Annotated in this window: 10 protein-coding genes; 3 read left to right on the forward strand and 7 right to left on the reverse strand. The window is 41.0% G+C overall.

What is annotated here, in order from left to right; genetic code table 11:
• Nucleotides 1-201 precede the first annotated feature (201 nt).
• Together BM386_RS11170 and BM386_RS11175 are read left to right on the forward strand one after the other, a co-directional pair.
• Nucleotides 202-834, forward strand: a complete 633-nt coding sequence (locus BM386_RS11170; RefSeq protein WP_091693900.1) for an ABC transporter ATP-binding protein — start codon at nucleotides 202-204, stop codon at nucleotides 832-834.
• Nucleotides 806-1,888 (forward strand): hypothetical protein, encoded by a 1,083-nt coding sequence (locus BM386_RS11175; protein ID WP_091693903.1) that lies wholly within the window; start codon nucleotides 806-808, stop codon nucleotides 1,886-1,888. The genes BM386_RS11170 and BM386_RS11175 overlap by 29 nt, the downstream gene beginning before the upstream one ends.
• A gap of 129 nt (nucleotides 1,889-2,017) precedes the next feature.
• Here BM386_RS11175 and BM386_RS11180 read toward each other — a convergent pair whose 3' ends face one another.
• From BM386_RS11180 to BM386_RS11210, 7 genes are all read right to left on the reverse strand, one after another.
• Nucleotides 2,018-5,770, reverse strand: coding sequence for a DEAD/DEAH box helicase (locus tag BM386_RS11180; protein ID WP_091693904.1), 3,753 nt, complete (start codon nucleotides 5,768-5,770; stop codon nucleotides 2,018-2,020).
• A gap of 225 nt (nucleotides 5,771-5,995) precedes the next feature.
• Nucleotides 5,996-7,687 (reverse strand): sulfatase family protein, encoded by a 1,692-nt coding sequence (locus tag BM386_RS11185; RefSeq protein ID WP_091693907.1) that lies wholly within the window; start codon nucleotides 7,685-7,687, stop codon nucleotides 5,996-5,998.
• A 364-nt stretch (nucleotides 7,688-8,051) separates the two neighbouring features.
• On the reverse strand, nucleotides 8,052-8,552 hold the full coding sequence (gene msrA / locus BM386_RS11190) for a peptide-methionine (S)-S-oxide reductase MsrA (RefSeq protein WP_091694490.1): 501 nt from the start codon (nucleotides 8,550-8,552) through the stop codon (nucleotides 8,052-8,054).
• A 211-nt stretch (nucleotides 8,553-8,763) separates the two neighbouring features.
• Nucleotides 8,764-8,955: a hypothetical protein gene (locus tag BM386_RS11195; RefSeq protein WP_091693909.1), complete on the reverse strand. Its 192-nt coding sequence runs from the start codon at nucleotides 8,953-8,955 to the stop codon at nucleotides 8,764-8,766.
• A complete protein-coding gene (locus tag BM386_RS11200; protein ID WP_091693915.1) occupies nucleotides 8,945-9,520 on the reverse strand; it encodes an ATPase in 576 nt (191 codons plus the stop codon). Before BM386_RS11200 ends, BM386_RS11195 begins: the two co-directional genes overlap by 11 nt.
• A gap of 72 nt (nucleotides 9,521-9,592) precedes the next feature.
• Nucleotides 9,593-10,135: a GNAT family N-acetyltransferase gene (locus tag BM386_RS11205; RefSeq protein ID WP_091693918.1), complete on the reverse strand. Its 543-nt coding sequence runs from the start codon at nucleotides 10,133-10,135 to the stop codon at nucleotides 9,593-9,595.
• Nucleotides 10,136-10,178: 43 nt separating this feature from the next.
• Nucleotides 10,179-11,807, reverse strand: coding sequence for a sulfatase family protein (locus tag BM386_RS11210; RefSeq protein ID WP_091693921.1), 1,629 nt, complete (start codon nucleotides 11,805-11,807; stop codon nucleotides 10,179-10,181).
• Between the two features lie 344 nt (nucleotides 11,808-12,151).
• Here BM386_RS11210 and BM386_RS11215 point away from each other — a divergent pair, with 344 nt between their 5' ends.
• Nucleotides 12,152-13,750, forward strand: a complete 1,599-nt coding sequence (locus BM386_RS11215; protein ID WP_091693924.1) for a sodium:solute symporter family transporter — start codon at nucleotides 12,152-12,154, stop codon at nucleotides 13,748-13,750.
• Nucleotides 13,751-13,756: the final 6 nt, after the last annotated feature.

Genomic DNA, 13,756 nt, shown 5'->3' on the forward strand with positions numbered 1-13,756 from the left:
GTAAAAAAACAATCTCTTATTTCAGACCTGAATTGGTTAAAATCCCTAAACCTCCCTCACTAATTCCCAGAAATTCAGATATTGAATGCGCTAATTTCAAAGCTTAATAATCCTAAGTCCAGCTTCTGAAGAAACATTTCAATTGCGACCTCTGTGTGTACTCAGCGTCCTCTGTGGTTAAGTTAGTTTAAGCAAAATCCTATGCTAGAAATCCAGCACTTCAAAAAATCATACCCAACAGGTTTCCAGTTGGAAATTGACTCGCTTCACTTGAGCAAGGGCATACATCTGATCAAAGGAGAAAATGGCTCTGGCAAGTCAACTTTACTGAAAGCCATTGCCGGGATTCATGACTTTGAGGGTGATATTATTTTGGATGGCATTTCGCTGAAAAAAGATCCTATCCCCTTTCGGAAGCTGGTCAACTACTCCGAAGCTGAACCCCTATTTCCTGACTTTCTAAGTTTGGATGAGTTGATTGCTTTTGTCTCCAAAACCAAAGGAGCGAACAATTCTCAGATCGACTCGTTGAAAGAGATCTTGGGAATTGGGGACTTTTCTAAAAATGCGATCTCTACCTATTCCTCTGGAATGTTGAAAAAAGCGGGATTGATTTTGGCATTTCTCGGTAAGCCAAGCTTGGTCATTCTAGACGAACCTTATACTACCATAGATGTGGGTTCGCAAAAGCGTCTTACCGCACTGGTAAAACGTGAACTAGAACGGGGAGTTAGCTTTCTCCTCACATCACATATTGCGGATTTCGAAGATTTTTTTGCTTATGATTCTGTACTGACTATCGCTGATGGCAACCTGGCCCAAAGTCATGAATGAGCTGTTTTTCAAGACTTTTGTAATCACTTTCTACCGGGCTTTTCTGGGATTTTTCATATTGGTCATCCTGATTTTTGGTGTCTTTATGGAAATGAAGCAACACCTCCTTATCGCCGAGAGACTGCTCCAGAATTCTACAGGTTTTTACACTATTCTGTTACTTTTCTTGGTTTATGCTTTCGCCCAAAAACGATTTCAGTTTCGCCTTTTGAATGACAAGCATTACAGAATATTTCATCAACTCGGCTTTTTCAACTGGTCTCAACTTGGCCGCAGCTTCCTGCCTGTTTGGTTGGCAAACCATGCGCTGATTGTAGCCTATTCTGTTCTGCTGACTTATGTAGGAGTGGGCATTCAAGCAGAAGGAAAACTTGGGATTCTTTGGATTTTTCTATTGGGGTTATTCGTAGCCGATATCTCTATCCTCTACTTCAAACTAAAGAAACCATTTCCAGAAAGCACCCGAGTCAGGTCAGCTATTTTCAAGAAGCTGAGGTTTGAATTTTGGTTTTTGATGCATCTGAACGAAAACAGAACACTGCTGTTTTTAGCAGTGAAAATCATCAGCATCTTCCTGCTGAATGGCTTCTTCTATTTCTATTCCGGTGGGGGTTATGATCTGAGATGGTTGGAATTTGGCTTGCTCTGTGCTGCCTATACCCACTTTCCTATTTGGTTGGAGAAAGCTGCATTTGAATCAGAACAACTGAGTTATTTCCACAATATGCCGATAAGCTTCTCCAGAAAGCTGTGGCAACATTCAATAGCAATACTTCTTATTCTATTCCCTGAACTTGTCTTGCTGGTCTATAAGTTTGATACAGTGCAAAATCTCCCAGATCTCTTCTTTCTACTCATTCTTTTGATTTCAATGAACATGGGGATTTACGGTCTGATCAAATGGAGAAAAGCAATTGAGAAAGCATTAAAACTGGGCTATTTAGTGTTTTTCTTCCTATTTCTGCTAGTGATATTCGGGTTACCTCCGCTGGCTATTTCTGCGCTTTGTTTGATACCGTTTTTTGTTTCGGTGAGGTCGAGGTATTCGGTTTGAAATTACCTCACCAATTCCATTTCTATTTCCTCAAATCAATTCTGGTTGTTTCAAGCAAAACGAACCCTTAATCGCATAAAGAGTCTAAAACAGGAAAATAACTAAGATATCATAACTAAGCGCAAGTCATCACTCAAAGAGTCTTAGCATGGATTCTCCGTTCATTCCGGTCAGGAAGCCATCTCCTTCAGAAATCACTTCTTTCGCAAGTTTCAATTTTGACTTTTGCATCTCCATGATTTTTTCCTCCACTGTATCTTTGCAGATCATCCTATAGGCAACCACTTTTTTATCTTGTCCCATGCGATAGCAACGATCAATAGCCTGATTTTCTACTGCCGGATTCCACCAAGGATCCAAAATGTAAACATAATCTGCGGCGGTCAGGTTGAGCCCGGTACCTCCTGCCTTGAGACTGATCAGAAAGACACGGATAGAACTATCCTGCTGAAATTGATTCACAGAGTTTTCCCGGTCCTTTGGCGAGCTTTTACCATCCAGATAGGAAAATGAAATATTTTTAGAGACCAATTCGGACTTCACTAGCTGTAGCATTTTCACAAACTGGCTAAAAATCAAAATCTTGTGATTACCGGTTTTCTCCTGGATATGCTCTACCAGCAAGTCAATTTTTGCACTATTCACTCCATTTTCCTGACTGATCAAGGCTGGAGAATCACAGATCTGGCGCAATTTGGTCAAGCCTTCCAGAACAAACATTTTGGACTGATTTGCTCCTTCTTCTTGAAACTTTCCTTGAAGGAACTCCCTGTACTCATTTCTGTATGCCTCATAAATCTTTTTCTGGGCAGCTCCCATCTCACAATACAGGTATTCCTCGATTTTGTCCGGTAGCTCTGTAAGCACTTCCTCTTTGGTTCTTCTCAATACAAAAGGCTGTATTTTCTTCCTCAGATGCTCCATGGTTTCAGGATTTCCGTTCCGGAGTTCCTTTACAAATTGATCCTTAAAACCGGAAAAAGTCCTGAAAAAACCAGGGTTCACAAAGTTCATGTGCGCGTATAGTTCAGCAATACCATTTTCGATTGGCGTTCCAGTCATAGCCAACTTAAGCTTTCCCTTGAGCTTAATAATCGATTTATAGCGAAGGGAGGAAACATTTTTGATGGCCTGGGATTCATCAGCTACAATCAGGTCAAACTCTAGCTGCTTCAACAATTCCAGATCATTGACGACCAAACCATAGCTGGTCAAAATAATTGTATGGGCTTTCAAGTCCTCCACCTTGTCGTAGCGATCTCCATGATGAATGAAATAATCCAGCGAAGGGGCGAACTTCTCCAGTTCATTTTTCCAGTTGAAAAGTAAGGTCGTAGGTGCCACGATCAACACTTTAATTTTGCCTTTTTCAGCCATCTGGGCTATCATGGTGATCACTTGGAGTGTTTTACCCAATCCCATATCATCGGCTAAAATCCCACCCCAGCCATATTCCTGAAGGAAATTCAGCCAATTGAGCCCTACTTTCTGATAGTTTCGCAGTTCCGCCTGAACAGCTGCCGGCACAGCTACCTCTCTCACTTCCTCAAAGGATCTTAGCCGGTTTTTCTTTTCTGCAAGCTCTCGCTCCAGTTCAGGATTGAGGATTTCCGATTCAAAATCATCCAGCAGATTAAAATGGATTTTACCTAGTTTCAGAGTTTCATCCTCTGATTCTGAGGAATGGATTAGCTTTTTGAATTTGCGAAGCCAGCGATCAGGAATCTGACCCAAGGAGCCGTCACCCAAGCGGACGTATCGGTCATCTGCTTTGATAGCCTGCTTGATATCTTTGAGACGAATAGAATAATTTCCAAACTCGATCTGGGTATTGATTTCAAACCAATCAGAGTTCGAGCTTACATTCATAGATATCGAAGGGGTTAAAGGTGAGTAGCGCTTTACGGTAAGCTTATCCAAACCAAACACCTGAACTCCTGCATCCTTGAGTCTATCAAATGTCTCCAGAAACCAATTCCCCTCTGAAAACTGATGATGCGTCAAATAAAAATATCCATCCGACCTATCCTTCGTAAATGTGGGATGTAAACTTCTCAACAGCTCCAAAAAATCACTTTCAGCTTCATTATTCTTTAAAAAAACTGTATTGGTTTCCGAGTCGTACAGCGTACCAGACAAAAGCGGATTTGAGGCAAGATTGTCGAAATATTTCACTTTTGGTTCAAAAACCACCAGTCCCGACACTTCCGATATGTATAATTCCAACTCAGAAGTAGTGGCAGCATCCCGCTCATTGATCATCCCGGTTTCGTCAGAGAATTTCGCCACTTTCACGAGTGGTTTGATCAAATGCTCGGAAAACTCCTGAAATTTACTCTCGGGAAATTTAGTTGGAAGAAAAGCATACCAAAAATCCAACAAAGCAAGGGTATTTCTATCTTCAAAAAGCAAAACAATATCCTGATTCCAAACTGCAAAAACCTCAGAAATCACTAAATCTTTTATTTCAATAAGATTGAGCCGTTCCTCACCCACGATCAACCAGCCCTGAAGTTCAAAAATAGACTTCTCTCGGACTAAGCTAAACTCTAAATCTGCATATCGAAAATCCAGCTGCTCTTTGATATGATTTTTGTGAAACTTCTCATAACCGTACAAATATCCATGGCTTCGATGTATTGGGTAACGCTTTCCTACCAATTGTATGAAATCATTGAAGACGCTGTGCAAAACATCGTGCTTTCTGTTCTCCACCAATGCCTTCATCCGTTGCACTTCCACCAACATTTGTCCCAAACCCTCACTTCTAGCTAACCTCAAGTCATCAGCATCCTGCAGCTCCTCAAACCTGACATGGAATCCATCTGGATCATTTTTCTTGCCTTTGGCTATAAAGGGAGTAATCTTCATTAATTGACCCTCGGAGGAAATACTCAGCAGAAATGCCACATTGTACAATCCCAATTCCTTTGCATCCTTTCGGTGAGCTAAATGCCCAAAGTCAATCGAAGGCATGGCATCCGCTGTAAACTCCCTGAAGCCTTTTCCAAGGGTCACTACATCCTTCATACCACACAGTTCCCCCGAGTAAACAAATCGGATAGATCTATCAACAAACTTTAGCTCCAAAGCCGAGAAAGGATCTTTAACCTCGTCCAGCAATCCTAAATCGGCTAATTTAGCCTGCTTAGCTTTTTGACGCTGGTTAACTGTAAGCAACTTTAGATCTATAGTCTTTGAGTCTGAATAATGAAAATTCAGCCAAGCTAAACCCTGTTCTTCAATGAACGAAGTTTTATCAGAACAAGTAAAGACTACCTCCTCATGTATTGAATCAAACATGCAGGTGATTTTGGTAGGGTGTCCAAAAAGATTTAAGTCATAAACGAATCCATTCTCTACCAGCTCAATTGTTCTTACATCGGCATACCGGAGGGGACTGACATTTTCAGGCAGCCTGTCCTTTACTGAATCCAATTCATCTTCAGTGCAGAGCAGCGATATAGGAAAAATGGATTTCTTCTTCGCCTCCACTTTCTTGGTTTTGGGAGGAAATATTGTTCTCTTATTGGATAGTTGACGAAAGTCCACTTCATCGTTATAATCCAAAAAAAGAGCAGCCGCCGCGACATGCTTGCAGGTAAAATTTTCTTCGTAGTAAACACAATCGCAACTCGATTCGAAATCTGAACCAATATCATATCCATATTGAATGAGCGCCTCATCTAGGCATATATCTACTCGATAAGGATATCCCCCACTGCCTTGTACACTGAATGCATAGGTTTTGCTAGGTATATCCAAGCTCAAAAACCTGACATGATCTTGCTCAAACAACTTCTCACCTCGATTGAATATTTTCTCATCAAAACTTTCTAATAAATCCCCTAATACTCGAGCTTCTGATCTAGATAAAGCCATAAACTGTAGATACTCGTGAAAAATTTAACTTTTCAAACCTAGTAAAAAGAATTCTTGCCAACGTAAAAAGCACAGTTAGTTTTTAGCTGAATTTTGATAACCCACAATATCCCTAAAATCAAAATTTCAAACTGCGCCCTCTGCGTTAACCTCTGCGAACTTTTCGGTTAAAAAAAGCCCCAGCAGACTATCCGCTGAGGCTCCTATATTTAAACTCAATCGATACTATTTCCCCTCTCTATTCTCAAAGATCTTATTGACCAGCGTAGTGTCTTTTGCTCCGAAAAAGCCTTTGCGATCTGCCAGATCATCCAGATACATATCTATGTATTTCTGACTGAGTTCTGAACTGTCACCATACTTTTCACGAAGATCATCCAGCTGCTTGTGCAGGTCTGCACGGATTTCAGCATAAGCGGGATCATCATAGACATTGGTCAGCTCCATAGGATCTTTATTTCTGTCGATCAACTCCCACTCATCAGTATCAAAATAGTAGTGTACCAACTTATATTCCTTAGTGATAATCGCATAGTGTCGCTTTACCATATGCACCGAGGGATATTCGTAATAGTGGTAGTAAACCGCATCACGGGTCCATTTATCAGTTTCCCCGGTAAGCAAAGGAAGTAAGCTCTCACCTTGCATATCTGAAGGAGCTTCTATCCCAGCTGCTGCAAGGAAGGTCTGAGCAAAATCCAGGTTTTGAACCATCTCATCTGACTTGGAACCAGCTTTCACTTTACCTGGCCAAGCCATCAAAAGCGGAGTTTTGAATGACTCATTATATACAAAGCGCTTATCAAACCAACCGTGTTCTCCCAAGTAAAAACCTTGATCGGAAGTATAGACGATTATTGTATTTTCCATCAAATCATTTGCTTCCAGGTAATCCAAAACACGGCCAACATTTTCATCCACTGCTTTGATCGTACCCAAATAATCCTGCATGTAACGCTGATACCTCCACTTCATCTTATCCTCCTCAGTCATCGTAGGATAGGCTTTTTTGAAGTCCTCATTTACTTTCATGTAAGCCTTGTCCCAGTTTGCGCGCTGCTCAGCATTCATTCTTCCTACTTCCCGATCAAATGCACCTTTGTCCCAATCGGAAGTTCCTTCTATGCCCAATTCATCCATCACTTCCGGATAGACTTTGGAATCTCCAGACCAATGCATATCTGTCAAAAGGTTCATCTCTGCCTCGTGAGCAGCTCTTCCTCTTCCTGAATAATCGTCAAATAGCGTAGCTGGCTCTTTGAAGGTACGATTGGTGAATTCATCTATGTGACGCTCTGCCGGAAGCCATTCTCTGTGCGGAGCCTTGTGCAAGTACATCAGCATAAACGGCTGATCGGCTTTGCGCTCATTCTGCAACCAATCCAAAGTCATGTCGGTGATGATATCCGTCACATAACCTTCCACCTTGATATTGCCTTCATTTTTGGTGATAAAATCAGGATTATAATACGCTCCCTGTCCCGGTAATATCTTGAATTGGTCAAATCCTTTTGGACTATTGCCAAAGTGTAGCTTTCCAAACATGGCTGTCTGATATCCAGCATCCTGAAGGATCTGCGGGAAAGTCACATTGGTCGTATCGAATGGAAAATGGTTATCTACTTTACCGTTGATGTGGGAGTGCTTGCCAGTCAAAATTGTTGCTCTTGAAGGTGCACAGATCGAATTGGTAACAGAGGCATTGGTGAAAAGCATACCCATTTTCGCAATACGATCGATGTTGGGAGTTTCAATCAGGGTATTATCATAAGCAGAAATTGCCTGATAAGCATGATCATCTGACATGATAAAGATGATATTTGGCCTCTCCGCAGTTTTTTCCGCCTCCTCGGTTTTACAGGCAAAAGCAAGAATTGCCAAGGAGCCAAAGAAAATCGATTTTAAAATGTGCTTCATGTTAGGGGTGGTTGTTTGGGGTATATATGTTTGTCTTTAAAGATGTCAGCAGTTTCTTTGGTTTGCCGGATGTGCGATGTCCGATGACCGAAGTAGCCTCAGTTATAGCTTTCACCTCTACTTTTAGCGCTTTTATTTTTTTTTTACTGGCAGCAAAACAGATAATCCTATTTATTAAAAGGGAGGGGTATTCCCCATAGTTTTTATTTACGTCTTTCTACTTTTCAAACAGCATAGAGACTAAAGCAAAATAAGGAAGGTTAAACTCTAAATTTTAGGCTACTCCCAACTTCGACCTTCAGCTATCAGACATCGGTCATCTGACACGGTCACCCGACATCGGACATCGGTCATCTGACATCTATCACCCCTCAATAAAACTATCCTCAAACCTCAAGAAGTGACAGGTATATCCATTCGGGTTTTTCACCAAGTAATCCTGATGATATTCCTCAGCTACCCAAAACGGCGCAAAAGGTTCCAAAGTAGTCACCACTTTGCTCGGCCATTTTCTGGATGCATTGACTAGGTCAATCATTTCCTGAGCTTCTGCTTTTTCTTCCTCATTTTGATAGAAAATCGCTGATCGATAGCTCGACCCCATGTCATTTCCTTGCTGATCTACCGTAGTGGGATTGTGCATTCGGAAGAAGAAATCTAAGATCTCTTTGAAAGATGTTTTGCTTGGATCGTAAGTCAATTCTAGACCTTCGGCATGACCTGGATGGTTTCTGTAAGTAGGGTTCTCGTTCTGACCACCTTGATATCCAACTTCCGTATCCACGATTCCTGGACGGGTTCTGAAGAGATCTTCCATCCCCCAGAAGCAACCGCCAGCGATATATGCTTTTTTAGTATTGCTCATTGTGTTTTGGTTTAGCGTTGATGTGTTTTGGTTGTGATAATTCACAAGTGGCTGATTTGCCTATCAAAGTCAAATCCGCATTTGTACTCCAATTTCATCGACAAATAATTAAGTTTAGGTCAAGAATGTGCCTAGTGAGGGTTTTTAGAGCTTTTCACTGTCCGCCCTCAGTCAATGCCTCTTGGGAGTAACATTGCTCAATTTCAGAAATTCAGCCTGCTTTTCGCTTATACAATATTGTAGGTAGTATTTCATTGGGGTCAACCGCTACAACTTTTCCGTTCCTTACCACAATCATCGGACTTTTCTTTTGCTTTTTGTATTCGATTAGCCTTCTGTAAGTTTCTTCCAAGCCTTTGACTATTCTATCCCTTTCATCTTTCAACTGTTCTTTAGTTCCCATAGTAATGCCTTTTTAATTCTTCCCATTGTTTAACATTATTAATTGTCTCTTCATTCAAAGCCCCTTCTGCTATAATTTCATAATCATCTCCTGAATTGTTTACAAATAGCCAGTTGTCCACCTTATTCAGAAATAGATTGAAAAAATTTTTAAGACCACCTTTATATCTCCTCCTAATAACAGCTTCCGGAATATCGTGACCTCCTTCTTTTACTCTTGTTTTCACTCTTGAAATAGCCAATTCTTCCGAATTAAGCCAAAAAAACAAGCAAGTCACTTGGTAACCCATCTCCTTTGCTCTATCGATAAACTGGACATAGCTTCTAGTTGAAAGGGTGGTTTCAAAGGCAAAGTTTTCACCTGATTCTAACAGTTTTTTGATTCTTTTCAACATCAACCTTCCTGCCTCTATCCCTGCTTTTTCTGGCTGAAAAGGAGAAATTCCACGTGCAATTTCGTCTGCATTGACAAATTCCTTACAATCAAGAATCTCTGGTAAAATAGTATATGAGGCGGTTGTTTTTCCAGCTCCATTACATCCAGATATGATATATAGTTTTTTCATTACGTTCAAAGATACGCTTTACTACTAATGATTGTGGAATCTTGATATTACCCATACCACTTACTCATTTTCCTACTCCTCAGTTTCTAGTTTCGAATATTGAAAATTATCGGACCAACCTGACTTCAAAGGCAATAGTTGCCTTCCTATTCCTTCTCGGATCATTCCAGCTTTTTCCAAAACCTTTATTGATCCAATATTAGCTACAGCACAGCCAGCTTCTATTCTATGTAATTTAAGAGTTGTGAAGCCAAAATCAATTACCTCCTTTAATGATTCAGTGGCAAAGCCCTGATTCCAAAAGTCCGGATGTATTTTATACCAAACTTCACCCCGCTTAAATTTTTCACTTCCAAGTTTTAGCCCAAATAGGCCCATAAATTCTTTCCCACCTTTGCTTTCTATTGCAAAGGTGTAATTCTTTATTTCCTTCAAGCGATTCTCTTCTATCCAAGAATTAACTATAGACCTGGTTTCTTCAATGTTCGAAGGAATTCCCAACGTATTAAATTCATCGGTTTCGGGCAAAGAATGAAGAATATGAATCGATTCCAAGTCCAAGATCTCAATCAATCTTAATTTTAGTCTGTCGGTTATCAGTTCAATTTCTTTCATTTTTCAGGTAAGGTCTTACAACCTTAGGTCTTCTGTCTTCCAATCACTTCCCATTCCTCCTATTATAAACTTCCATATACTCGTCTAAGAAACGCTTGTCATTCGCATCGCTGTCGCCATACTTTTCGCGAACCTCCACAAATTTCTTATGCATCATTTCCCGCACTTCAGCATAAGCAGGATCATCATACACATTATTCATTTCACTTGGATCCTTTTCCAAATCATATAATTCCCACTCATCTATATCATAGTAAAAGTGAATCAATTTATATCGATCGGTAGCTACGCCATTGTGCCGCTTCACGCTATGCTCGGCAGGATATTCGTAATAGGTATAGTAAACTGCATCTCTCCACTCATCAGTTTCTCCACTCACAAGTTTCCGGAAAGAGTCACCCTGCATCTCAGCAGGAGCTTTGATACCTGCGTAGTCTAAGAATGTAGGTGCAAAATCAAGATTCTGAACCAAACTTTTGATAGTCGTGCCCGGCTTGATCTCTTTTGGATACTTCACCAAAAGTGGCGTACGGAAAGACTCCTCGTACATAAATCTCTTGTCAAACCAGCCATGCTCTCCCAAGTAAAAACCTTGATCAGAAGTGTAAACCACGATGGTATTTTCTGCAAGACCATTTGCTTCCAAATAATCCAAGACCTCTCCTACGCCATCATCCACAGACTTGATCGTACGCAGGTAGTTTTTGATGTAGCGATTATATTTCCAAAGGGCAATTTCACGCTTCTTTTCTACTGTCAAGGTCTTTTCGTCCAACTGCCCATAGGCTTTCAGGAAAGCCGCATTCTTCGGGTCAAAAGCCTCTCTCCAAGCTTTTAATTGATCTGGGTTGAATCTCTTTAAATCTCCAGCCAAGCCAGTGCTATCTCCATTAGGATTCACTTCCAGCATCAAGTCACGTCCCCAACGCATGATCTCATCGATCTCCATTTCCTGCTCTTTAGCCGCAGTTCCTCTCCCCTGATAGTTAGTCTCTTCATCAAAGAAATTAGCCGGAGGAGTGAATTCCTTGTCATCATATAACGTCAAGTACTCTGGAGCTGGCTTCCAATTTCTATGTGGGGCCTTTTGGTGGTAAAGCATTACAAAAGGCTTTTCCTTATCCCTTCCATTTTCCAACCAATCCAACGCCAAGTCAGTCGTGATGTCTGTCACATAACCTTCAATTCTTTTTCTTTCTCCATTGATCAAAAAGTCCGGATTGTAGTAGTTCCCTTGGCCTGGAAGTACCATGGAATAGTCAAAACCCTGAGGCTGTCCATCCAAGTGAATCTTTCCAATCAGAGCAGTTGTGTAGCCATTTGCCTGCATCAGCTTCGGGAAATTATCCTGATCCCAATCGAAAGGCTGTATGTTGTCCACCTTCCCATTCATGAAACTATGCTTACCCGTCAGCAGAACAGCCCTAGATGGAGCACAGATGGAATTGGTCACCGTCGCTCTAGTGAAAATCGCACCTTCTTTAGCTATTCTATCGATATTTGGCGTTTCGTTCAAACCACTGCCATAGGCTGATATCGCTTGATATGCATGATCATCAGCCATAATAAAAATAATATTCGGCCTCTCAGTTGGCTTTTGCTCCTCCTTTGTAGCGCAGCCAACTACCATCACTGCTAGGATAAATAGAAAATTGATCTTTGTCCAAGACATCTTATGCTGATTTTTATGATTTCTGAAATTAAAGGTATTTGTTCGATTCCTGCTTTCAAATGGGAAAGTATCCAGTGAGGAGAATTAACAACTCTACTATTAGGGAGCTAAATTTATATATCATTTTTAACTTTAGTACAATTGACCTAGTATTTATCCCTTACTTTCCCTTTTGACCCCTTATTTTAGTAAGCCAAATAGCCCAACTAAAGAAAAAATACTGGAGGCACTAAAAAAGATAGACTAAAATTAGGGCTATAGCACTATTTTAGATATGTTAGTGTCCGAATAGTATGATTGCCAGTAGATAGACCCACAAAGTAAGTCCTTCCCCGATTTCTTAAATGACCTCAATCAGTACCATAGATCTTGCAATAATTGTAATTTACCTTTTGGCAATTGTCGTCATGGGGCTATGGTTTTCTTCTAAAAAGAGGAAAACAAGCAAAGGCTATTTTCTCGCCGGGAAATCACTGACTTGGTCTGTGATCGGCGCATCACTTTTTGCATCCAATATTTCAACCGTTCATTTGGTTGGCTTGGCAGAATCAGGCTTCAGAGACGGCATTATGTGGGGGAACTTCGAATGGTTTTCTGCCTTTGAATTACTGGTGCTAGCCTTCGTATTTATTCCATTCTATTTAAGAACAAAAATCACTACGCTTCCTGAGTTTCTGGAAAAGCGATACGATCAGCGCTCAAGAATTATCCTGGCTATTTTCAGTATTCTGGCTGCGCTCTTTATGCATATAGGTGTGAGTTTCTACGCTGGAGCTGTGGTTTTTGAGCAGATTTTTGGAATCAATATTCTTACTTCCATCATCATTATAGCCCTTGCAACGGGGATTTACACGATTATAGGAGGTCTTACTTCTGTGGTAGTCACGGAAACTATTCAAACAGTAATCCTCATTTTTGGCTCACTGGCAGTGACTATTCTGGCCATTATCGCTCTACCGGATGCAGGAATTACCAGCTACGCAGAACTGAAATCTGTGGTATCCGCAGATCGGCTTCATGCGGTGGCTTTTGATAGCGAGGCCAAAGGATTCACATTTCTGGACATGCTTTTCAGCCATTTGATCTTGGGGATTTGGTATTGGTGTACCGACCAAACCATCGTGCAGCGGGTACTTGGTGCCAAATCGGAGAATCAGGCAAAACTGGGAGCCATTTTCGCAGGCTTTCTGAAAATCCTTCCGGTCTTTATCATGGTGATTCCTGGCATCCTTGCCTTTGCTTTATTCAAGGATGAAATTGGAGAAGACACCAAATCTGTCCTTCCTATCATGATCATGAATCTGATGCCGATTGGGCTAAAAGGTCTGATGGTCGCAGCTCTGCTAGCGGCGGTGATGAGTTCGGTGGCGGCGGCATTAAATAGCTGCTCCACACTTTTGGTTTATGATGTATTTGGAAGAATCAATCCAAATCTAACCGATGGAATGAAGATCAGAATTGGCAGAATCTCCGCCGTAGTGGTATTGATTCTCGCAGTGGCATGGTCGCCATTTCTGGGGAATTTGGGTGCGATTTTCGAGCTCATCAACCAGATGTTTTCCATCTTCGCTCCTTCAATTGTAGCGGTATTCCTATTTGGAATTTTGTCTCCAAAAGGAACCTCAAGTGCCGCTTATGCCACTTTATTATGGGGAAGCTTAATTGCTGGCAGCATTTTCCTGATAGAAAAATACGTACCAATAAACGGTATGGAGAATTACATCTCAAGTGCAGAAGGACTAGGTATCAATTGGTTGAGACAGACCTATATCTTCTTCCTGATTTCAAGTTTGATCTACTGGGCAGTTTCCTATACAGACAAAAATTCAAGTACCGTCTCAGGTGATTTCTATCTCAGTATTGAGTCTTCCTCCACCAAAACAAAAGTTCTCAGTGTCATTTTGGTAATTATTATGCTGACTATTTACATGATTTTCTATTAACCAATT

Source organism: Algoriphagus locisalis, assembly GCF_900116615.1.
Lineage (GTDB): Bacteria > Bacteroidota > Bacteroidia > Cytophagales > Cyclobacteriaceae > Algoriphagus > Algoriphagus locisalis.